The sequence below is a fragment of the Paenibacillus vortex V453 genome (genome assembly GCF_000193415.1).
Taxonomy (GTDB): Bacteria; Bacillota; Bacilli; order Paenibacillales; family Paenibacillaceae; genus Paenibacillus_AQ; species Paenibacillus_AQ glucanolyticus.
Map to the genome: position 1 here is coordinate 303,553 of NZ_ADHJ01000014.1, position 21,325 is coordinate 324,877.

The 21,325-nt window shown below is 46.9% G+C and carries 21 protein-coding genes, 2 pseudogenes and 1 riboswitch; of the genes and pseudogenes, 12 read left to right on the top strand and 11 right to left on the bottom strand.

Translation table 11 applies throughout. The annotated features are described in order from the left end of the window. Positions 1-68: 68 nt before the first annotated feature. Together PVOR_RS08225 and PVOR_RS08230 are read right to left on the bottom strand one after the other, a co-directional pair. Positions 69-308 (bottom strand): NHLP leader peptide family RiPP precursor, encoded by a 240-nt coding sequence (locus PVOR_RS08225; protein WP_006208688.1) that lies wholly within the window; start codon positions 306-308, stop codon positions 69-71. Positions 309-380: 72 nt separating this feature from the next. Then, positions 381-1,334 carry a class 1 isoprenoid biosynthesis enzyme gene (locus PVOR_RS08230; RefSeq protein ID WP_006208689.1) on the bottom strand — a complete coding sequence of 318 codons (954 nt, stop codon included), beginning with the start codon at positions 1,332-1,334 and terminating at the stop codon, positions 381-383. 236 nt (positions 1,335-1,570) lie between these two features. Between PVOR_RS08230 and PVOR_RS08235 the strand changes: the two genes are divergently transcribed. Next, positions 1,571-2,248, top strand: a complete 678-nt coding sequence (locus PVOR_RS08235; protein ID WP_006208690.1) for a general stress protein — start codon at positions 1,571-1,573, stop codon at positions 2,246-2,248. Between the two features lie 102 nt (positions 2,249-2,350). Beyond that, positions 2,351-2,767, top strand: a complete 417-nt coding sequence (locus PVOR_RS30580; RefSeq protein ID WP_160163979.1) for a hypothetical protein — start codon at positions 2,351-2,353, stop codon at positions 2,765-2,767. Between the two features lie 220 nt (positions 2,768-2,987). Here the strand turns inward: PVOR_RS30580 and PVOR_RS08245 are convergent, their stop codons facing one another. After that, positions 2,988-3,716 (bottom strand): hypothetical protein, encoded by a 729-nt coding sequence (locus PVOR_RS08245; protein WP_234972807.1) that lies wholly within the window; start codon positions 3,714-3,716, stop codon positions 2,988-2,990. Positions 3,717-3,852: 136 nt separating this feature from the next. Beyond that, positions 3,853-4,098, bottom strand: a complete 246-nt coding sequence (locus tag PVOR_RS31530) for a GNAT family N-acetyltransferase (RefSeq protein WP_234972808.1) — start codon at positions 4,096-4,098, stop codon at positions 3,853-3,855. 183 nt (positions 4,099-4,281) lie between these two features. Between PVOR_RS31530 and PVOR_RS08250 the strand changes: the two genes are divergently transcribed. The 3 genes from PVOR_RS08250 (at position 4,282) to PVOR_RS08260 (ending at position 7,513) form a co-directional block, all read left to right on the top strand. Next, positions 4,282-5,730, top strand: coding sequence for a potassium/proton antiporter (locus PVOR_RS08250; protein WP_040680340.1), 1,449 nt, complete (start codon positions 4,282-4,284; stop codon positions 5,728-5,730). A 203-nt stretch (positions 5,731-5,933) separates the two neighbouring features. After that, a complete protein-coding gene (locus PVOR_RS08255; protein WP_006208694.1) occupies positions 5,934-6,407 on the top strand; it encodes a Dps family protein in 474 nt (157 codons plus the stop codon). 194 nt (positions 6,408-6,601) lie between these two features. Further along, entirely contained in the window at positions 6,602-7,513 is a 912-nt protein-coding gene (locus tag PVOR_RS08260) for an EcsC family protein (RefSeq protein ID WP_006208695.1), read from the top strand. Between the two features lie 98 nt (positions 7,514-7,611). Here PVOR_RS08260 and queF read toward each other — a convergent pair whose 3' ends face one another. The 7 genes and pseudogenes from queF to PVOR_RS08290 all read right to left on the bottom strand — a co-directional run bounded on the left by queF (position 7,612) and on the right by PVOR_RS08290 (position 11,626). Continuing rightward, positions 7,612-8,109, bottom strand: a complete 498-nt coding sequence (gene queF / locus PVOR_RS08265; protein WP_006208696.1) for a preQ(1) synthase — start codon at positions 8,107-8,109, stop codon at positions 7,612-7,614. Positions 8,110-8,172: 63 nt separating this feature from the next. Continuing rightward, positions 8,173-8,883, bottom strand: a complete 711-nt coding sequence (gene queE, locus PVOR_RS08270) for a 7-carboxy-7-deazaguanine synthase QueE (protein ID WP_052649264.1) — start codon at positions 8,881-8,883, stop codon at positions 8,173-8,175. Beyond that, positions 8,838-8,972 carry a hypothetical protein gene (locus tag PVOR_RS32475; RefSeq protein ID WP_268741781.1) on the bottom strand — a complete coding sequence of 45 codons (135 nt, stop codon included), beginning with the start codon at positions 8,970-8,972 and terminating at the stop codon, positions 8,838-8,840. Before PVOR_RS32475 ends, queE begins: the two co-directional genes overlap by 46 nt. Further along, positions 8,969-9,458: pseudogene (gene queD, locus PVOR_RS08275) on the bottom strand (6-carboxytetrahydropterin synthase QueD). The gene PVOR_RS32475 and the pseudogene queD overlap by 4 nt, the downstream one beginning before the upstream one ends. Next, positions 9,455-10,132, bottom strand: coding sequence for a 7-cyano-7-deazaguanine synthase QueC (gene queC / locus PVOR_RS08280; protein WP_006208699.1), 678 nt, complete (start codon positions 10,130-10,132; stop codon positions 9,455-9,457). The pseudogene queD and the gene queC overlap by 4 nt, the downstream one beginning before the upstream one ends. A gap of 130 nt (positions 10,133-10,262) precedes the next feature. Continuing rightward, positions 10,263-10,300: riboswitch (PreQ1 riboswitch) on the bottom strand. A gap of 102 nt (positions 10,301-10,402) precedes the next feature. Further along, positions 10,403-11,107 (bottom strand): AIM24 family protein, encoded by a 705-nt coding sequence (locus PVOR_RS08285; protein ID WP_006208700.1) that lies wholly within the window; start codon positions 11,105-11,107, stop codon positions 10,403-10,405. Between the two features lie 66 nt (positions 11,108-11,173). Then, on the bottom strand, positions 11,174-11,626 hold the full coding sequence (locus PVOR_RS08290; RefSeq protein ID WP_006208701.1) for a hypothetical protein: 453 nt from the start codon (positions 11,624-11,626) through the stop codon (positions 11,174-11,176). Between the two features lie 221 nt (positions 11,627-11,847). Here PVOR_RS08290 and PVOR_RS30985 point away from each other — a divergent pair, with 221 nt between their 5' ends. The 7 genes and pseudogenes from PVOR_RS30985 to PVOR_RS08320 form a co-directional block, all read left to right on the top strand. Next, entirely contained in the window at positions 11,848-12,015 is a 168-nt protein-coding gene (locus PVOR_RS30985) for a hypothetical protein (RefSeq protein WP_006208702.1), read from the top strand. 186 nt (positions 12,016-12,201) lie between these two features. After that, positions 12,202-12,888, top strand: a complete 687-nt coding sequence (locus PVOR_RS08295; protein WP_006208703.1) for a hypothetical protein — start codon at positions 12,202-12,204, stop codon at positions 12,886-12,888. Positions 12,889-13,047: 159 nt separating this feature from the next. Further along, positions 13,048-13,446 carry a helix-turn-helix transcriptional regulator gene (locus tag PVOR_RS08300; protein WP_006208704.1) on the top strand — a complete coding sequence of 133 codons (399 nt, stop codon included), beginning with the start codon at positions 13,048-13,050 and terminating at the stop codon, positions 13,444-13,446. A 342-nt stretch (positions 13,447-13,788) separates the two neighbouring features. Beyond that, positions 13,789-14,991 (top strand): S-layer homology domain-containing protein, encoded by a 1,203-nt coding sequence (locus PVOR_RS08305; protein WP_006208705.1) that lies wholly within the window; start codon positions 13,789-13,791, stop codon positions 14,989-14,991. A gap of 924 nt (positions 14,992-15,915) precedes the next feature. Next, the gene (locus PVOR_RS08310; RefSeq protein WP_234972809.1) at positions 15,916-17,901 is read left to right on the top strand and encodes a DUF5704 domain-containing protein; all 1,986 of its coding nucleotides are present in this window, start codon (positions 15,916-15,918) and stop codon (positions 17,899-17,901) included. A 710-nt stretch (positions 17,902-18,611) separates the two neighbouring features. After that, positions 18,612-20,369: a group II intron reverse transcriptase/maturase gene (ltrA, locus tag PVOR_RS08315; RefSeq protein WP_152828223.1), complete on the top strand. Its 1,758-nt coding sequence runs from the start codon at positions 18,612-18,614 to the stop codon at positions 20,367-20,369. A 104-nt stretch (positions 20,370-20,473) separates the two neighbouring features. Beyond that, positions 20,474-21,265 (top strand): annotated as a pseudogene (locus PVOR_RS08320) (DUF5704 domain-containing protein); the annotation flags it as partial. Positions 21,266-21,325 lie beyond the last annotated feature (60 nt).

A 21,325-nucleotide genomic window follows, 5' to 3' on the forward strand; every position in this document is an offset into this window, starting at 1 on the left:
AGGAAGCACGTTGATTGATGTTTTTCTTGTGAATCTATTTATGAAATTCCCCTGCTGTTATGTAGTCTTTACCAGATGGCTCTTTCTTTGGCTTCAGATTTGATCACGCCCGTTGGATTCGGAGGAATGACCAGATACAGCTCGCCGGGATTTTCTTCAAGAGTTCGAATCTCGATGTGGTCTGGAATCCGTACGCCAAGGACTTCCTTGATGGCGGATTTAGGATCGCTGAGCAATTTTGCCTTAAAGCTAGGATCCTCCCAAGCTTTTTGAATCAATTGTGTTTGAAAGATGGCTTCTGTCGTCATTAGAATCACCCTTTCAAATAAATTGGTTATTTTTTACTCTTAAAGAATACCATGGAATAAATATAAAATCTATTATTTTTTGTTCAGTATAGACAAATAATAGTTTAACCCGCCAAACGAAAGTGTTTTTTTACTGTTTTCGATATTTTCCGCCTCGACATGAAGTTCATCTACAATCGTTTGGTGGAACGACATGAGATGAGGGGCGTCGATCTCTATCGTTAAGAGATGAGCGTGAGTTGCTGCAGCAATCTCTGCATAGGGCTTCAGTATATTGTGGATATAGAGTGCTTCTTGTACTTCCGATAGCGTCAGAGGCGCATCACTTGGCATCCCTTGTTCAGATTTAATGAGCGACAACAGGCAATTGTAGCTGCCATCGGCAAGATCCTGCTTCCAATCGGTCCAGTCGTCCATCATTTGCAAGGTCAGCAAGACATGATTCATGGCGTCATTTGTACGGGGGATCAGATCGGCCTGATCAGAGAGCAGCAATGCGGCGGTACTGCCGAGTTTGACCGGTGCCGCTTTTTTGGCAACCAGGATCGGATTGTCCTTAAAGTAATCATCTCCAGTCTCATGCATGACACCTTCCGACCATTCTCGCGTGTATGTTTTGAGATAGGACCAAAAGCTGGATTCAGGTGGGAAGTATGGCTGATAGGATGTTAGAAATTCATAATACAACAGGTTGGCAAGGGCGAGATGGTGTTTTGGATCTATCGGAGACTGACTGTCATGGGGTGAATCCATTATGTCATCTTGAATGAAGTAGTATAACATGCCGATGATGTTAGCGGTTGAGAGACGACGATATACATCGCCGGGGAGTGCGGTCAGTTCTTTCATCCAGAAGGGAAGAAGATAACAAATGTAATTTTTGGAACTATCCTGCTCGAATACATCAAATTTCTTCAAATACGATAGTCCGATCTCGTTCAGGGGAGCAGGTAACTCCCCTAGCCTTGCTTCGCACGCTGAGAATGCTGCAGCAAGATCGTCCTCGAATGGTTTGAACCAATTCATGGGATCACCAACCTATTCAATTTTTAAAGTACAAAGTGCTTACTTGCTATATTAGCATGAATGAAACATTAGTTAAATATTACCAGTCTGGAATTTGGACAAATGTGGAACTTTCCCGCCAGTATAGGGTTTTGGTCAAATATGTATTTTGGTTACAATGTTTGATTATGGCGGCTGGCGTTTAAGTTAGGAATGTACAGCGATAACCGAAAATGACAAACCAGGAGGTAATTCATATGACTCAGAAAATTGTTGGAGCCTTTAGGACGGAACAAGAAGCAACCCGGGCTATTGAGGAGCTAAAGCGGCAAGGATTCGGAGCCGATGAAATCTCTGTCATTGCTAAAGATCGAGGTGAATCTTCCCATATTCAGGAGGAGACAGGCACCAAGGCACCTGAAGGGCTGGCTTCCGGAGCAGCAACGGGTGGTGTGCTGGGCGGTGTAACCGGATTGCTTGCTGGATTAGGTGCATTGGCCATTCCGGGCATTGGGCCAATTATCGCCGCGGGTCCTATCGCAGCAACCCTTACAGGAGCTGCCGTAGGAGCCGGCGCGGGTGGATTGGTTGGCGGCTTGATTGGTCTGGGTATTCCGGAAGAGCAAGCAGAGGAGTATGGAGGATACGTGAACGAAGGCCATATTCTGGTGATGGTGGATGCGGATGAATCCAATGGCGGCCGGGTATATGATATATTTCGGAGTCACAGCGCGCTGAATGAGCATCATTACCGTGAAGAAGGCACATACAGCGGAACAGGCGCTCCGGTGGATTCCCGTTCCGAAGCAGCGGCTGCTACCGAGGATGCCGTTCCGGATCCTAACCTGTATCAAGGCTATGGTGATGGCAACGGCGGTGCGGTGAGTCCTGATATTGTAAGTCCGGATCGGGAAGAAACAAGAAAGAGACGATAAGTACTATCTCTATGTATATGTGATACAGGATAACAAAAACCGCCCGGTTCCCCGGGCGGTTTGCTTGTGCGCGATAATCTGCATTCATGTTATATTTCTTCCGTGTTATTGATTATCGCTTGCTGCGTTGTGCTCGCGTTTCCCTCGGCCCATGTCCCGGTCCGCCGGGACCAGGTCCATGTCCGGGTCCACCGGGACCAGGTCCATGTCCAGGTCCGCCCGGATGCCACGGGCCGGGTCCAGGTCCATGTCCAGGTCCGCCCGGATGCCAAGGCCCCGGCCCAGGTCCATGCCCAGGTCCGCCCGGATGCCACGGCCCCGGCCCAGGATATCCAGGTCCGCCGCCCGGATAACCTGGAGGGAATGGTGGATAAGGATAGATTGGATAATACGGTGGATAGTATGGATAAGGATAGTACGGATATCCGGGGATCAGACCCGGGATACCAAGGCTTGTTTGGGTTTGAAGTCCTCTTTTATGATGGTGACTCAAGCCATGCACCTCTTTCTATCAGGTAGGTTACCTCATCCTATGTAGAAGCGGAGAAGAAGGGCACTTATCTAGTCAAAAATAGGCGGACGGCCATTCGTCAGGTGGGGTGTACACATGTGAATCATTATACGTGGAGGCCTGTTAATAACAGGTGTGTAGCGCACCTAAGACTCTTAATTGAAAAAAAAGGCACATATGCTCTTCCCCCCATAAGAGGAAGGAACATATGCACCTTCATATAAAACGCTAAATATATTGAAGACCTGCTGTATACGGAAGAGGTATAGGGTCAAAGGTTACGCTGCCGTTCGTCCGATATGATGACTCCGGATCAAACAAGAGCGAGAGCAGTCCCTCATCATCGAGCACCAATGCTTCATTGTTCAGCGTCAGGCGGTACGGACCATGTTCGCCCTCTGCTTGAATTAAACCATCGGGCAGCAGAGGCGCCAATTGGCGAAGCAATCGGGGGCCGCTGACCAGATACACGGTTCCGTCATTTCGTATATTTTCAGGTGTGACACCAGCAGATTGGATGAGTGCAGCGAGCTCGTTATCCTGCCATGGCAGAGGAACGGTCAGCTCTGTGAGATTGAAGGACTGGATAGCGCCTGCTATCAACAGTGCAGCTGCTTCAGGGCTTCCGCCCCATTCCACAAGGGTGGATTCTCTGGAAGGAGTCATGACGGTTCCTGGTACGGCAATAATCGCAAATGCAGTCAATACGCCGTCTTCTTCAGCCACAAGCACCTGCTGTTCCAGGCGGATCACGTTGGAGTATGCACTTGCATCAAGCAGTTTGTTAAGCTCTGAGGCAGTGGTAACATATCCAGCATCTCGCTGCTCCATTAGTCGGTGCACATCGAACAGATCCTGTGGCTGCATAGCCCGGATGTTCACCTGTTTACCGGTTGCCGTGCGTAATGGCTCTATGACGGCCGGGGATAGACGGAACCGGTATGCCCGGCCGAACAAACGGCTGCCTGCCCGGGTATATAGGGATCGGCCGCCAGAGATCAGAATTAAGGATGCTGCTGAAGCTTCGGCATGGTGGATGCATTGTTCCAGAAGTGTGCCGGCAAGTCGCTGACCCCGATAGTTGGGATCTGTACTAAACGGAGCCGATGGAATAAATGTTTAGCTTCGCACCACGAATTTGTATGGAAAAAGGTACAAATCCCATAAAGGAAACCAGTTTGTCTTGATCCCAGGCTCCGTAAGAATGGCTGATGCCCGGCGAGAATATCGGAGGGAAAGATACTCCCATAGAAGGCTGTTCGGGCTGCTTAAGAAAAATACGGTCGGACAGTTCAACTGCATGATGTAACTGATCGCCTTTCATAATAGAAATGTTCACTCGATTGAGACCTCCCTATGCATGTCGCTAATTACCAGTATAAAGTCATTGGGTGCGAAATTTCCAGTAAACGTTTGCTTCCCGTCAGAAATGGGTTTCCAAGGCACATTCCAACTGCCTTGATGCGGAAAGAACATGTTATTAGGGTAATATAGTTTAACTTGATCTGCTGACACCGGAGGGATGAGCTTGCCAAGTTTTGTTGATTCCATGATTCTGCTATGCGGCGCTTTGCTTCTGACAAGCGTCCTGACCACAAAGTTCTCTTCCCGTTTCGGTATGCCTGCTCTGGTGCTGTTTATCGCAATTGGCATGATTCTCAGCCGATTCATCTATTACGATAATGCGGAGCTTACGCAGCTGGTCGGAATATTTGCTCTGATCGTTATTTTGTTTCAAGGAGGGATGCAGACCGATTTCAAAGAGATCAAACCGGTGCTTGGACCCGCTGTTTCCCTTGCAACGATTGGTGTTTTACTAACCACCGTTGTCGTTGGAGTATGCGCAGCCTTTATTCTGGATATATCCTTAAAAGAGGGACTATTAATCGGAGCGATTGTAGGCTCGACGGATGCAGCTGCCGTATTCTCGGTTCTAGGCGGAACGAATCTGAAGAGGCGGATTCGGATGACACTGGAAGCGGAATCCGGAAGCAATGATCCGATGGCGGTTTTTTTAACCGTGTCGTTAATCGAATGGATAGAACGTCCGGAGATGAATTTGCTCGGTCTGATTTTTTCTTTTGTCATGGAGATGGGGCTCGGTTTGGTCGTGGGTGTGCTCTTGGGAATGCTGGCTGTATATGTAATTAACCGCATCAATTTTGATTCCTCCGGCTTGTACCCCGTTACGGCATTGGGGTTTGCCGTGATGACTTATGCATCCGCCGCCTGGCTCGGAGCCAGCGGATTGCTGGCTGTATACGTCATGGCGCTGCTGCTTGGCAATGCCGAGTTGACTTACCGCAAGACGATTCAAGCATTTAATCAGGGATTTGCCTGGATGATGCAGATCGTGATGTTTGTGCTACTGGGACTTCTTGTGTTCCCGAATGAGCTGTCGGGGATTGTATGGGAAGGGCTGCTGTTGTCTCTGATTCTAATATTCATTGCCCGGCCGATTGGCGTGTTCGCCAGCTTGCTGTTCACCAAGTTTGCCGTGCGTGAGAAGATATTGATATCATGGGCCGGACTCCGCGGAGCTGTGCCGATCGTGCTGGCTACATATCCTGTTCTGGCGGGAGTCCAGCAGGGGGAGCTGTTTTTTAATGTGGTTTTCTTTGTTGTGCTGACCTCCGCGGTAATTCAGGGCACGACAATTTCCCCTCTAACCCAGAAGCTTTCATTGGTGGAGAGAGACAAGGCCAAAGCTCCGTCTTTATTGGAGTTAATGGCGCTGGGCAAAGCAGATTCCGAGATTAACCACATCGTTGTGGACGGGGAGATGCCCATTATCGGTAAGGAGATTCAGGAGCTGGGTCTGCCAGATGACATCCTGTTTACGGCCATTATTCGGCAGAAGCGTATTATTACGCCCAAAGGCAATACTGTAATTGAGGCCGGGGACACTTTATATGTGATGAATTCAAAACAAAAGCGAAAGGAAATGAAGGCCATACTGGGATTATCGTAAGCGTTGTGAGCTTAGGCCATATGATGCCTGTCACTGCAGGCGGATGGAAAAATAAATTAGGATAGAGTATAAATAGCTGGGGATTTCTTCATCCTATCTTCATCTGATAAGTTTCGATATCCTTTGCAAATGAGAGAGTAATCTGGTATGATTAATACAAGGATTTAGAATAAGTCTAAATACAATAAAAGGAGACGATATAGATGAGTAACTTAACCCATAATACGCAAGGAACTACAACGGATGAACTTCAGCAGATTTTGAATACACAGGTAGCCAACTGGAGCCTGCTTGGCGTTAAGCTGCACCATCATCACTGGTTTGTCAAAGGCCCCCAATTCTATGTGCTGCATGAGAAGTTTGAGGAGTTGTACAACGCAGCGGCAGGTTATGTAGATGAGCTGGCAGAACGGATGCTGGCCATTGGCGCCAAACCGGCAGCAACGATGTCACAGTACTTGAAACTCGCCACGCTTCAGGAAGCTTCGAATGAGAAGAGTGCCGAGCAGATGGTGGGTCAGCTGGTTGCAGATTTCGAGCAGCTTGCCGTGGAACTGAAAGCCGGAATCGAAGCAGCCAATCAAGAGGGTGACGATGCTACTGCTGATCTGTTGACTGGTATGGTGAGCGATGTTCAGAAGCATACCTGGATGCTGAACGCATACTTAGGGAAATAAAATGATCCAGGTGTAACATGGCATAGACTGAAGAATAGAGGAGAGAGGTTAACCTGAATAAGGGGTTGGCCTCTTTTTTTGCGAATGGAGGAAAAGACTGATAAGAGAATTTTCAATTTGTTGCGTCTTTTTGGCGTTTTGCTGCGTATACACCCTATAGTTATTTTTAATAGTGGGTAGAGGAGATAGTGAGAATGACGGAGATGGAATCACGGCAACAGCTGGAGTCGCAGCTTCAAGAGATATTGAAATGGGAGAAAGAGCAGAAGGATGTTATGTTCTGGGAGAAGCTCGGAAGAATTCCCTTTATGCTGCTGGATCGCCTCACCCCCAAGGCAGTTCAAGAGAAAATCGGCAGTGCCCTGAATGAGGTTGGCGGATTTATTCAGAACGGTGGAAAGCATCTTGTTCGCGAGAAGACGGTGTTGAACGTACTGGCTCAAACCGCGGGATTGGATGTTTCGGAGGCAGCTTCCAGCTCATCCGTGAAATCCGATCACAGGAAATCGGCTAGCGAGTTTGAGGACGGGGATGAGAAAAGGACGGGGACAGAGGAGCTGACTCTGGCATCTGCCGCAGCATTGCCACTCCACGTGATGGATACCGCTGCGGATACGCTAACAGTCAAGCGTGTCAAATTCGCCGCAGCGCAAGGGGCAGCAACGGGAATCGGCGGCGTGTTTACGATCGCTGCAGATCTGCCGATGGTGCTGGGTCAGTCGCTCAAGGTGCTGCAGGAGATGGCACTCTGCTACGGTTATGATCCGAACGATCCGCGGGAGCGGGTGTTCATCGTAAAATGCTTGCAATTCTCATCCGCAGACATCGTGGGGAAGAAGGCCGTGCTTGAAGAGCTTGCCCGTTTTGATGAGGAGCAGGCGACGGAGCAGGTATTCTCCCAACTGCAGGGCTGGCGTGAAGTGGTCCTGTCCTATACCGACAACTTCGGAATGAAAAAGCTGTTTCAGCTGATTCCGATTGCCGGAATCGTATTTGGATCGATCAGCAATAAGGGGACCATCAGCGATGTGGCCGAAGCCGGAAAAATGCTCTACAAGAAGCGCCGTCTTAGCTGCCGCCTGCGGAATATGGAATCTTCCTTGTAGGTATATATTCGATTATTCTTGTGACAAAAAGGGTTGCCCGCTTATCGTGCTTGGGCAGCCCTTTTTTTGGTACATATTGAATTTTCACAAGCAGCATTCTAACGATTATCCACTGTCTCCGGATATAAGTCGTGGTTCATCAGGCGGTTTGCAGCGATGTCTTCGTATTTGGTTCCCGGACGACCGTAATTGCAATACGGATCGATGGAAATGCCGCCGCGCGGGGTAAATTTGCCCCACACTTCGATGTATCGCGGATCCATCAGTTTGATGAGGTCATTCATGATGATGTTCATGCAGTCCTCATGGAAATCGCCATGGTTGCGGAAGCTGAACAGATACAGCTTCAGAGACTTGCTCTCGACCATTTTGATATCCGGAATATAGCTGATGTAGATGGTCGCAAAGTCCGGCTGGCCTGTAATCGGGCACAGGCTGGTAAATTCGGGGCAGTTGAATTTGACGAAGTAATCCCGGTAGGCATGTTTGTTGTCAAAGCTCTCCAGAATGCTGGGATCATATTCAAATGTATATTTAGTGCCTTGGTTGCCGAGCAGGGTAACGTCTTGCATCTCTTCTTTTTGTCTTCCAGCCATGAACGAAAACTCCTTATCACTATTTGTATTCTTCATCTTAATCAAGCGGATACTTACAGACGGTTATACTCCGCGCTTATTCCCCCATACGAGCGTGTGCAATTGCGGCAATACACGCACATCGTTCAAGCGGTCGGATAACATGACTGCCTCAACAAGCTGCTCATACCGATCCAGCAGATGAGAGACAAGCGTGGTTGTATCGCCAGTGCCTACATCGGGGTTGCCGGTCTGCAGGTAGAATGGCACATTCGGATAACGTTCGTGCACCGTCTCCGCGTAAGCCAGATCGTGATCGTCAAACACCACAACCTTCAGGCTGAAGGATCTGCCGGGCGGACGTCCGGACAAGCGGGAGATGATATCATCCAGCTTGCCCCAGTCCGTAGCCATTCCGGAGCTTGGCGGCTTCGGCGAAATGGTGACTTCGTCAACCTCGTTCAGCCAATCCTGCCAGCGTGAACCCTGTGTCTCCACGGCAACGGTAATTCCATGCCGATGCAATTCATTCACAAGGGAGCCAAGCTGGGAGAGAAGAGCGGGATTCCCGCCGGAGAGCGTGACGTGATCAAAGCGTTCTCCGCCCAAGCGGTAGAGCTCCTGCCAGATGTCGTCCGCACTCATGTGCGAAATGGAATCCTTGGCGGACCCGTCCCACGTAAAGGCGGAATCGCACCAGGAGCAGCGATAGTCGCAGCCTGCCGTACGTACGAACATCGTCTTGCGGCCTACGACCATGCCTTCACCTTGAACGGTGGGACCGAAGATTTCCATGACGGGAATCGGCCGGGTCCACCGTTTGCGGCGGCGGAGGAGGCCGTCGGCCCGGTATCGTTCGCGGTTGTAACATGCTGATCATTCACTGGATCATCCACTCCCGTCTGACCTCGGCGTAGCTGGTCGGCGTCTCGAACAGGCGAACGAATTCGGTTCGTGTGCCCTTGTTGCTCGTGCGACTCTTTGCTGCGGAGGGCGTCCTCCATTTTTTCAAACAGCCAGACCACCATGTTTTCCGCTGTTGTGTTCATTGGCGGTAGGGTCTCGTTTAAGTAACGGTGATCCAGATAAGGTTCGATATCCGTTTTCCAGCAATCTTTAATGTCGCCAAAGTCCACGGTAATACCGACTTCATTGGGAATACCGCTGATACCAAAGACCACTTTGTACGTGTGGCCGTGCAGGTTCTTGCACTTTCCTTCATAACAATGCAGATGATGGGCAGCATCAAATGTAAACTCTTTCGAGACAAGCACCCGCTTCCGGTGGTAACGCAGGCTTCCGGCATCGATGTCTTCTCCAAGCTTCTGCAGGTGCTCTACAATGCGGAAAGTCCCGGGCTCGCGGCTCATACCAGGCGCCCCCCTTCAGATACACGGTTACGGCGCAACATATAGTTGTCGAGACCGGCTTTTCTTAATTTGCATGCAGGGCATTCCCCGCAGCCGTCTCCTTTGATGCCGTTGTAGCAGGTTAACGTGTGGTCACGAACGTATTCCAGTGCGTTCATCTGGTCGGCAAGCTCCCAGGTTTCCGATTTGTCGAGCCACATCAGCGGCGTATGAATGACAAACGGGTAGTCCATGGCTAAGTTCAGTGTAACGTTGAGTGATTTAATAAAGCTGTCCCGGCAATCGGGATAACCGCTGAAATCCGTCTCACACACGCCTGTGATCAGATGTTTGGCTCCGGCGCCCTTGGCAAGCACAGCGGCAAAGCTGAGGAACAACAGGTTCCGTCCATCCACAAAAGTGGTCGGCAAGCCATCACCTTCTGCGATTTCAATATCGCTCCGTGTCAGCGCGTTGGGTGCCAGCTGATTAAGCAGGCTCATATCGAGCACCGTCTGCTTCACGCCTTGCTCCTTGGCAATCTGTGCAGCACATTCTATTTCGAGTTTATGGCGTTGGCCATAATCAAAGGTTACAGTCTCGACTTCGGCAAAGCGTTCCTTCGTCCAGAACAGGCAGGTGGTGCTGTCTTGGCCACCGCTGAAAACAACAACCGCTTTTTCATTTTTAAGCATAAAAAAACCTCTCATCCTTCATAAATTAAGAGCAGCCGAAGGCTGATCCCGTAGAAGAAAGAGAAGTTCATTGAACTGAATCCGTAAAAAAACAAGCCTTATTCTTAGGGTTTACACCGAATAAGACACGATAGTTTTTTATAGAGGGAGTTCACGAACCTCTCCCATACACCGTTAACGGGGCATGGATTGTCTTCTGTTGTTCTTGCGACCGCTTCTGGTTGAATATCCTGCGGCTCTAACTACGCCTTCCATTATAGCACGGCCTGATTATTTGATAAACACTCCGCCGAAGGGAATTGCTTCCCGTAAAAACCGCTTAATTATTCCTTCGTCGTTAAGTTCGTTAACGAGCCGCTGATTTTGGCGTCCCGCCTGAAACAAGACATACCCGTCACCGGTCAGCTTCCAATGGTAGTTCATATGCTGGCTTGCCAGATGATTGCCGTAAACGGTCAGGTCCAGCTTAGCTGCTTCGGGATATGCGATGATGCTCCCGGCGTCAACGTACAACGGCTCGGTGGGATGCAGCTTGACTTTGCAGACAGGACCCTGGGTCAAGATGCCGATGCTGCCATTTCCGGAAAACTTCATCTTAATGGCATCCCGCGTTACCAGCATGTTCTTGATCTTTAGTATCCGTGTCTGCATCGTAACCTGTTTGGTATAAAAGAAAACATGCCGAAAATCATAGAGCATGTCCTGTTCACCTTCCAGCTGAATCTCATGCATGTTAAAGCCAGGGGGAAGTGCTGCCGTGAATTGGCTTGGACCGGCAATGTCGGCACGAATCCATTTTTTCTTGCGATAGATACCCTTCACATTCATCAGACGATCGCTGCGCCCGGAGGAGGGACCACGATAGGCAACGATCTGCTCAGGATGCAGAACATGGACTGTGTCTCCGTCAGTCAGGGAGAAGGTCACCGCTTGTCCGGCTCCGCTGCCCGCTGCATCTTCCATTCGGATAATCAAGGCCGCGCCTCCTTTGTTCTGTATGGTCTATAGGATATGGATGGTGTAAGAGATATGGAGCTTGTCCTATTTCAAGCGGTTTGTCCGGCGCATACCGAATCGAAGGACACGTATGATAACAAAGTATCCGGCAGCTAAGGCCACGGCGGTTATGGCTACCGTCTTCAAGCGTTCGGCTCCCCTTTTGCGCGCGGCTTCCGCCTCTTGCAGCTGACCTACCATTTGGGTCAATTGCTGATTCTGCTCCGAAAGATTGGAGTTCTGTTCTGCCAGATTTACATTTTGCTGCTGCAGCTGCTCGGACGCGATTCTTGCTTTATCAAGTTCTTGCAAAGCCTGGTTATAGTTGTTCTTGAGCTGATTGATTTCTTCAGGCAGTCCGGAGAATTGCTGGATATTATCATACAGATTGTTGAAATAATTGGCGCTGACTGTTTTGCCTCCGGCTGGCAACGAGATCCCTGCCACCAGCAGCAAGAGTGAAAGTCGGATCAGCTTGGATTTTGTCGGCTTGCGCATGAGGGATCACCACCATTCGATTAATTATAGTAAATACGAATCAGATTCCGACAGGTTTCTATTAATATATTACCCACTTTCGTGGCAGATGTGAATCTATCCGCCGGCTGAGCTGTTTAACTTGTTCTTATGGAGGGTAATGAATTCAGGCAAGCGCAATGAAGTGATCCCATACGAGATTTTTCATAAATGAATGAACAGATAAAAAGGAGAAGACGATCATGATGAATGACAATAACGTGAAAAAAATTATGATTACAGTGAACGGAAAGCCGGTAGGCAACGGTTTGTTAATCGATAAAGTAACCTATGCCCCGATTCAACGTGCGGGAGGCGATATGGGGGACATCAAGTCGGTTTCCCTCTCCAGAGCAGCAGCAATAGGGTGATAGAATCTCCATTTCACGAAGAGTAAAAGATTTCCTTGTCAAAAAAGTGACAAATAAAAAAATATCCAAAAGACCGCAGCGAATAGGGCTGTGGTCTTTTTTTGTCGTAAACACAATCAGAACATATGTTCCGTGACAGTAAGATGTCCATCTGTATTGGTACATTATTAGAAGAAGAGGAAAGAGGTGGATGTGTTGCAGTCAGGCTTGTATTCGGATTTTACATGGAGCCACAGCCATGTATCAGCTGGCGGCACTAGTCAAGTCTTTCTGCTGATCGAGTGGAGGGCTGGTGTCCTAAGGCCAAAAACGCAGTCCAAAGGCTTTAATCAGCATATTGCTGAAGAAGTCCAGCTGCATCTTCAGTTGGGTGAGCGCGTCCAATTGGTACATATGTATGGGTGTCAAGGTGAGGTATTAAATGATCGTAATATTTCGTTGTCTTTAGGCTCTTTATTCGAAGGAAAATCCAAACAATTGCTTCTAGAACTAAGCGTGGGCTCCCGGTCATCCGGTGTGTATCCCATTATTACCGCTTTATGGACTTATGTAGATGTTCTGAAGCAGAAGGTCGTATTGCAGCCTTCCCGCACGATCCCGCTTCAATTCAGCAATCATACGGCATTGAAATATCGAAATCCAGATTATCGTGTTGAGAAGGTCCTGAAGTTATACCAGAATGCATCGATACTGGAGCAAGCAAGAGGCGAGCTGGAACAGGGCAATTTGGCTGAAGGGGAAGATCTGATTCGTAGACAGGCAGATGAGATGCTTGTATATGCAACCCGATTTCGGGATGCGGATTATTTGAAGGAGGCAGAGGCCCTTTATAAACTAAGTAGTTTGTATATGGATACATATCGGCAATCCTAGTCTGGAAATGCGAACAGCAAAAGGGACTTTAGACTTAAAAATTAACCGGTAATTGAGAATCTTTATATAAAAAAGGAAAAATGATTTCAGGGTCGAATGTACTACTTAGCAGTCAAGAAATATATGTCTAATTTACTAGAAAGATAGGGAGAATGCCATATGACAGACCGACTGATCCGACTAATGAGAATCATTACCCTTGTACAAGCAAGACCTGGGATCCTGGCTAGAGAGCTTGCCGAACGTTGTGGAACGAGTGAGAGAACCATTTATCGGGATATGGATGCCCTTAGTGCCATGCATATTCCCATTACTCATCAAGGCCGAGGACGCGGCTACACATTTATTGGACACTTTGCCATGTACCCGCTTGGATTGACGGAAGACGAGGTGCAAGCATTATTTAAACTGCTGTCCGTATTGGAGGATATCAAGCCAATGCTGCCTGAGGAATTTGAAAGCGCTTATGAGAAAGTGTTGGCGGCTGTATATAAGCAAACTGCAGAAAAAGCCGAATTTCAGGCAGGGGACCGGGATGAGTCCTCCCCGAATCTGTAACGACACCGCTAGGTGTAACCATTAAACCTCGATCGAGAGCACATATTTTTTATGTGGCTGTCGTTCGAGGTTTTATCATATCTAGGCATGACCAGAGACACGAATCAGCCGTCACGTGCGAAGATGCGAATGTATCTAGTAGAACAGAATCAGGATAGGAATATTATACCAATACATCAGGATTTATGATAAACTAACTACAATTTCTCTTCTCAATACAAAAATGTAATTATTGTGTAATTGTGAGAGATGACGGCTGATGTCCCTAAGCAAGGGCGTAGGAAGGAGATATGAAGCAATTTCATAGGTTTTATTCTACTACTTGTATTTAGGAGGATCGTTATGAAGAAAATCTCGATTAGTGTATTAACGGCAATTTCTGTCTTACTAGCAAGTTTGGCCTTGAACCCGGTGGAGGCTGCGCAAGCAGATGCCAGTGTTGAAGAGAAAGCGGAAACCCGAGAGACTGTTAATAAAAATTTCAGGGATATTCAAGGACACTGGGCTCAAGCAGCGATTAATGATGCGATCCAACGCGGTTATGTTGATGGTTATCCGGACGGAAGGTTTCTGCCGAATCATCAGGTCTCCAGAGCAGAATTTATAAAAATGGCTGTGTCAGCCATGGACATCGAGCTGGGTTCCTCAAGTTCAGGCTCTTGGTATACTCCGTATGTTAAAGCGGCCGAGTCGGCAGGTATATATAAGGCTGGGGATTTTGCCAACAATCAGCTCACGCAGCGTATGACGCGCGAAGAGATGTCCAAGCTTGCGGTAAAGGCTTTGGGATACAAGGATGTGGAAGACAAGCAGTGGATGTACCTTGCATCCAAAGATGGCATCATATCGGGCACTGCTCCAGGGGTAATCTCGCCACAGGGGACTACAACAAGAGCTCAGGCCATTGCGGTCATTGAGAGATTGCTTCAAGTCAAGAACGGCAAGGAACTTCCCGTTGATAAATATGCCGTAGCCGCAGCAGAAGTTTATTGGCATAAGACAAATATTTTCTCGGTGGCACCGGAGATTTTTAATGGGCCGGATAATAACAATAAAAATGTTGGTATTGATTCATGGAAGATGTCTAAGTTGCAGTTCGGTGCAACGGATGGTTCCGTTGTTGCTCAAGTAGATGAGCTTATTGCAATTGACTGGAATGATCCTAAAGATCCGAACCGCAAGCTTCTTCCTAGTAAAGAGAAACTAGTGTGGATACAGGGTTCTAATAGGAATGTTTTTACAAATGATTTACAGGCTTATGTAATTCTCTTGAAATCACACTACGTAGTTAATGAAAAACCAAAGTTATATCCCGCGAAAGAACTAGCACTCAATATCCGAGGCTTTAACGGGAAAGCAAACGGTACAGTGTTAAATATGCCACGCATCATTGAATCTACCGATCCTAAAAAGCAATTTAACGGTTTGGTTATTCCCAAACAAGGATTTAGTACTGGAGGTATAATTGAAGTCATGGTTGAAACTATTAGTGCTGGGGCTCCTGTATACCTTAATAAGTTATCAAGATCTATCTTGATTAAGTAAGGGATTAGTATTATGAACAGACAAAGGACTCCTATCATAGGTTCAATAACATTAATTTTTATTTTGTTGACATTAATCGTACTTCCCTTCGTTCAATCAGTTGAAGCAGCTAATGATACTACACAAGACGTTGATTTCGATTTTGTTATAGATTCAAGAGACTACGAATATAGCGGCTATTTATTTTCTTCTAAGAAGGATTTAGAAACAAAAAGAATTACTGTGAATGCTCCACCCGGGAAAGTGATTAAAAAGATTGAATGGATAAATAAGAAAACAAACTCACCAATAAGATCAATAAATGGATTTAGTCCAGGGGTAACATCATGGAGCGGTAAAGACACAATAAGTGGTACAAAAATAAAAGTATCATCTACCAATAACACAAATTATGGCGGGGTGTATTATTGGGATAGATGGTCGGTCTCAGATGCTGGAAATGAGTACGGACAATTGTGGAAGGCATCGAGTACCTTTGGAACAATTATGGATAACAGAAATTGTAGAAATGTTGAAAGAGAAAATATTCAAGGGCATCAATTGCCGAAGTACCCCGGATGTACTGATAAAGAAATGAAGGCGCCTATTAATCGCCAAGAAGCTTTCCTTATTTCGGAGATAGGGCATACATTGTTTGGAACTTGGATACGAAGTGGCGCGATTTCTGATGAGGTTACTGCTAAAAATATTCAAATTGATGATACAACTAGGATTCCGGATGTACATGGTACATTTGGAACATCGGATCCAAGTACAGTTGGTGGAGAAGTAATAAGTGTCAATGACAACGAACTTAATTCTATAACAATTAAATTCACTCAGACTTTCAACAACGACACCTATAATCGATATTGGGCTAATCCTGGAGCCAAACAAGTTTGGTATTTCTCGAAATTTTTCGTAGACTTTGATTCCTACACTTATATGTACAAAGACAAACTCCTTCGAGCTACCTTCGCTGATGGAACATCAAGCTTAGAGATCACTGGACCGACATGTGTAGCACCAGCCGGTACGATCCAGCTTACCGCGAAATTAACGAAGATAGATGGCAGTACATACAATCTGCAAAGGCACGACAAGCTGACATGGCGAAGTTCGGATAGCAGCGTCATGTCCGTCAGTGCTTCAGGTGCAGTTACAGCCGTGGCAGCAACAGGACAAGCTACGATTACAGCGCACTTTAAGGATGCGGCTCAGGCTTTGGATGAATCGGACGATGCCACGATTCAGGTTGGGACAGGCTCCTCTTGCGGGAATAACGGAGGGGTAGATCCAGGTGGTCCACCTAATACTTGCGGGATTCAAATTGGTACGGCGAGTAAAGGGACCGTATCATCACATACGGTTATGGACCCTGTGGCAACCGGGGTAGTGAAAGCTGACGATCGGGACTCCGAGAAGTTTGATGTGCTGGACGGGATACCTACTTCTGAATCCTTGTACGTGAACGTATTTGGACTCAATTATTTATACCAGAATCAATGGGCCAACATGACCGGGGAAATCACCTATACGGTTCCCGTGAAGAAGACCTATATTCTAACCTGGACCATACCGGGAACGCCCAGCACAGGTCCGAATGACCCCGGTACGCCGGACGAACCGATGGAAGAAGAAGTCCCGGTAGAAGAACAAGTCACGATAACCCGGCCGTATTCATATTGGCAAATCGATAATCTGGAAGTCTACAGGCTAGCCAGATCATCCGTCAGCAATTACGCATTACCTGGAGGTACGGTTAATCTGACTCCTGCCGGCTACACACCCCCTGTTCTTACATCTGAACACAACGCGAGTGTGGACGATCATGTGGAGCCTGCTTCCTGTGAAGAAGTTGACTTGGGTACGGAGACCGTTTCCGGCGGCTCGAGCAGACCTTCTGTACCAACCCCGGATTTTACTTCGGCAGCCGAATCGGCAGTTGGCCAAAATCAGGTCAAGAACGACCGTGTCCTGTTTAACGGGTCTACTGTCATGAGTGACAGCTGGGCTCAGGGAACCGCACCGACACCAGGAATAATACCTCCGGCAACAACGATCCAAAGGGATGTCCTGTACGGCAAAAATTATCTCATCAGCAGTACGCTGTTGAACAAGGCAAATACCACGAGTACAGGCACGATTGATTATGAACTCATACCTGGAAATATCAATGGCGGCTCCAATAAAACATATCCTGTCAACGCCATCAATACGGTCACCGTGCATACCCCTGTCGTCAACTACGCCTCCGTGACGGATGATCAGGCGCATAACCAGAAGACAACGCCGAATCCGAACCGCTCGGCCTTCATCCTGGATCGGCCATTTACGGTCCGCATTCCGACTTCGGGCCAGCACCGGAACATTCACGGATACGGAGACCGTGACTATGCCAAGTATGTAAGATCGAAGCAGGTATATTTTCCGTTCGATGTTTACAGCAGTGACAAGAGCATCTTTTATCCAAAGGGCACCTGGATCACAATCCCGACACCGCAGTTGGATACGGAATTTTTCCTGCCGGTCTGGGTGGATGAAGGGAATTATGAGGTATACTTCCGTACGATTGCGGAGAACGCCCCGACCGATTTTACGACACAGCCCGGTGCAAACCTTGATCTGGCCCACCATGTGGCTACCGATATGGAGCCGGTTGATGTGATCGGGCGCGTATATGATTTTCACATCACAGATGTTGCCGACTATAACTGGGAGACTGTCTTCCGCAAGCAAAAGGGGAATGCCGCACCAAGCGGCGTATCCTACTGGACAGGACTGCGCGACATTGACGGCGGAGTACGCGGGAATGTGTTGCCCTACACACTTCCCATCGCACCGGGTAAGCATCCAGTGCAGGGATATAAGAATGCAGCAGTGAAGACAGGCTACCATTTCAGTGCGACACGTTACTCTATAAGTGCCTAATGGTATGAAAAGAGTGGGTTCTTATCAAATAAAAAGAATAACAACTGATTATTCGAAGGAAGGAATGAAAGCCTTCATGTTGAGCTTAAACTTCCTACCTAATACTCCTACAAGCAGAAACAAGAGATAGCTTGTCTCTGTTTGAAGCTAGGTGAAGTCGGCTGAATCGGGCCTAAGTTTCTCTTTGAGAAATATGGTCTGAAATAGGTCGGGGTGCTGAAAAGCGCGTCATGGTGAGAATGTTACACAAGTAACTGACCAAGCGATGAATGTACGGGTCTAGAGGTATAACAATTCGAAAGAATTGTGCTGCACTAGCAGCGTAAACTACCGAAAAGTAAGATTTGAAGTTATGAAATTCGGGATACCTAACAAAGAGGGTATAAGGTTTACAGGCTTATAGTCGCCACCTAAAACGCGCATGGATAGCTAGAATAATCGGAACGTGGAAAGCAAGAGACATTTATACAACTCCGTTGTTAAACCTCTATCAAGGGAATGGTTCATGGCAACATGATTTACTCTTGTGAGAGTAGGGGCACAGTACCTATGAAAGAATGGAAACATTCCGGAGGGATAGCCCCAAGCCTTATAAATTTAAGTTAAATTACTCAAGTTGCAGATGATCGGTCAGGTAAGAAAGTGGGAAACAACTTTTCAAGGAGTTGTCCACAATCATCACATATTTGCGATACGCTGAATACTACGGGATGCAATCGATCTTTGATACTCTTTACCTTAAAAGTAAAGAAGGTTGCTCGTTTAACAGGCTATATGAACTGATTACTTCTGATAATAATATACTTCTAGCCTATCGAATGATTAAAAGCAACAAAGGATCAAAGACTCAAGGCACTGATCAATTTAGCATTGATGATTTCAATAGCTACAGTCAGGATGAATTCATCAATACGATTCGTAAAACACTTGATCACTATAAACCGAAACTAGTCAGACGTGTCTTCATCCCGAAACCCAATGGCGATAAACGACCATTAGGTATTCCTAGTATGCTGGACAGATTAATACAGCAAATGGTCAAGCAAGTTTTAGAACCTATCTGTGAAGCAAAGTTTTATAAGCATAGTTATGGATTCAGGCCTCTAAGAAGCACGCATCATGCAAAGTCAAGATGCGATACATTAATTAACAACGCCCAACTCCACTTTGTTGTTGATATCGATATAAAAGGCTTCTTTGATAACGTAAACCATACACTGCTTCTTAAACAACTTTGGAATATAGGGATTAAAGACCGGAGAGTACTGGCCATTATAGGAAAAATGTTGAAGGCACCCATTGAAAAGGAAGGAATACCTCGTAAAGGTACACCGCAAGGTGGAATTCTCTCTCCCTTATTATCCAACATAGTACTTAATGACTTGGATCACTGGGTTGCAGGGCAATGGGAAAATTTTAAAACCAAACATCCTTACACACAAAGAAATAAATATGCCGCCCTGAAGAGGACAAAACTCAAAGAGGGCTTTATCGTAAGGTATGCTGATGACTTTAAGATCTTTGCCAGAACCTCACAAGACGCCTATAAATGGTACCATGCAGTAAAACAATACCTTAAAGAACGACTTAAACTAGATGTCTCTCCAGAGAAATCAATGGTCATAAATCTGCGCAAGAAATCATCCAATTTCTTGGGCTTTAAGTTTAAGGCCGTTCCTAAAGGCAAAAAGCATGTTGCTCATAGTTTCATCTCTGATAAGAAGAAGGATCAGATCAAGAAACGAATAAATAAATTGATCACTGAAATTAAGCTATCTCCTACTCCAAAAACGATCTCACAATGGAATAGCTTTGTCCTTGGCCTACATAACTATTTCAAATTCGCATCACATGTAAGCATGGACTTTCAGGAAATTGCCTTTCGCAAAAGTCGATTTATGTTCAATCGTCTCAAATCCATCAGTAGATACGGAAGACCAAAACGGCCGCCTCCAACATACTCTAAGTTTTATAAAAATAATAATAAAACTTGGGAGGTTGCAGGAACGCTACTCTTCCCTTTACAGGACATTTCTAAAAGTAAACCACTAAACTTCAGCCAGGAATCAACCCCGTATAATGCTGAAGCCAGAGAAAGCATTCACGTAAATCTCAAGTTTCACGTCCAAGTAGAGTTATCGAAACTAATTCGATCGGACGTCTGGGATAGGACTCTTGAATATTCCGACAATCGGCTTTCAAGGTACTCAGGAGTTCAGGGATTATGCGAAGTCACGGGTTTATTCTTACAGGCAGAAGAGGTTCATTGTCATCACTACGAACCTCTATCCCTGGGTGGCACAGATAAGTACAATAACCTATGCATTATTCACAGCGATGTACACAGGTTAGTACATGCCACAGAAGATAAAACGATTGAACATTACAAAAGTATCCTACAACTTACCGACGCTATGATTGATAAAATCAATCTCTATCGCAAAGCATGTAAACTTGTGAGCATATAACTTTAGCATATAAGGTGGAACGCCGTGTGCGGTGAAAATTGCATGCACGGTGTGGAGGAGGGGAAAAGGTGGAGATAATATCAAACCCTTACCTATTCCAATAATTCGATTTGAAGACCAAGGGCAATATGTTTGGCACCCAAGATGGCATTTCGATCACACCGAGTTTTTATTATGTAAATAAAGATGGCAGCGGACGCCAGGAGGTTGACTTGTATTATCACAGCGGGAACCGGAAGTTCATACGCATCGGTTCGCCGCAGGATACGGAGAAACGGTACGTTGTTTTGAATGAAAGGCTGCGCCATGTTCCGCAAGACGAACTGCAGGATACCGCCGCTTATCTGTATAACCATGGCGGTGCCCCGGCGGGGATGAGTGCAGCGACCTATGCGAAGCAGTATATGGAGAAAATCAGCAAGAGCAAAACCTGGGTGGGAAGGCTGGATTGGATGCTGCTTCCTTCCGGCATACGAACACTGATCGGGCCCAAGGCAGGTTTACCTGCCTCCGTTGACACCGAGCGTGCCAACGCTGCCATTCAGCGCTGGTACGGTGAATACAGTCTGCCTGCCGACGTATATGTCGTGAAGAAGGGAACCGATTTGGCGGCGTACGGACGGGCGAATCGTCTGGATGAGAAATCGGCGATATTCCTGAAAAAAGGGTATATTGTGGTGAATTTCAACCTGGAGACGATCCGAAACGGCAATACGGCCAAGCCGCATTTGCAATACATTCATGGCCCACTCATGAATCAGTGGCAGCTCGAAGGGTATAGCAATACACATACGGATCCCTACGGGAAGAGATTCAACCTGACAGACGGGGATGTTGTATTCTATCATGCGGATCAGTCCAGTAAAGGAGATTTCAAATCTCAGGTTCCTCACTGATCCAACCCACACTTCAATAACATCTAAAAACCAGCCATTGCCCGATTTCTCTGGGCAGCG

Bases quoted from the DNA above. Each gene is read 5' to 3' on its own strand.
- PVOR_RS08290 (WP_006208701.1), bottom strand. From the start codon at position 11,626: ATGCGCAAGCCGACAAAATCCAAGCTGATCCGACTTTCACTCTTGCTG.
- PVOR_RS08250 (WP_040680340.1), top strand. From the start codon at position 4,282: ATGAGCTTGCCAAGTTTTGTTGATTCCATGATTCTGCTATGCGGCGCT.
- PVOR_RS08260 (WP_006208695.1), top strand. From the start codon at position 6,602: ATGACGGAGATGGAATCACGGCAACAGCTGGAGTCGCAGCTTCAAGAG.
- PVOR_RS30985 (WP_006208702.1), top strand. From the start codon at position 11,848: ATGATGAATGACAATAACGTGAAAAAAATTATGATTACAGTGAACGGA.
- queF (WP_006208696.1), bottom strand. From the start codon at position 8,109: ATGGCTGGAAGACAAAAAGAAGAGATGCAAGACGTTACCCTGCTCGGC.
- PVOR_RS08305 (WP_006208705.1), top strand. From the start codon at position 13,789: ATGAAGAAAATCTCGATTAGTGTATTAACGGCAATTTCTGTCTTACTA.
- ltrA (WP_152828223.1), top strand. From the start codon at position 18,612: ATGCAATCGATCTTTGATACTCTTTACCTTAAAAGTAAAGAAGGTTGC.
- queE (WP_052649264.1), bottom strand. From the start codon at position 8,883: ATGGAAATCTTCGGTCCCACCGTTCAAGGTGAAGGCATGGTCGTAGGC.
- PVOR_RS08235 (WP_006208690.1), top strand. From the start codon at position 1,571: ATGACTCAGAAAATTGTTGGAGCCTTTAGGACGGAACAAGAAGCAACC.
- PVOR_RS08230 (WP_006208689.1), bottom strand. From the start codon at position 1,334: ATGAATTGGTTCAAACCATTCGAGGACGATCTTGCTGCAGCATTCTCA.
- PVOR_RS08255 (WP_006208694.1), top strand. From the start codon at position 5,934: ATGAGTAACTTAACCCATAATACGCAAGGAACTACAACGGATGAACTT.
- PVOR_RS08300 (WP_006208704.1), top strand. From the start codon at position 13,048: ATGACAGACCGACTGATCCGACTAATGAGAATCATTACCCTTGTACAA.
- PVOR_RS08310 (WP_234972809.1), top strand. From the start codon at position 15,916: ATGTACAAAGACAAACTCCTTCGAGCTACCTTCGCTGATGGAACATCA.
- queC (WP_006208699.1), bottom strand. From the start codon at position 10,132: ATGCTTAAAAATGAAAAAGCGGTTGTTGTTTTCAGCGGTGGCCAAGAC.
- PVOR_RS08225 (WP_006208688.1), bottom strand. From the start codon at position 308: ATGACGACAGAAGCCATCTTTCAAACACAATTGATTCAAAAAGCTTGG.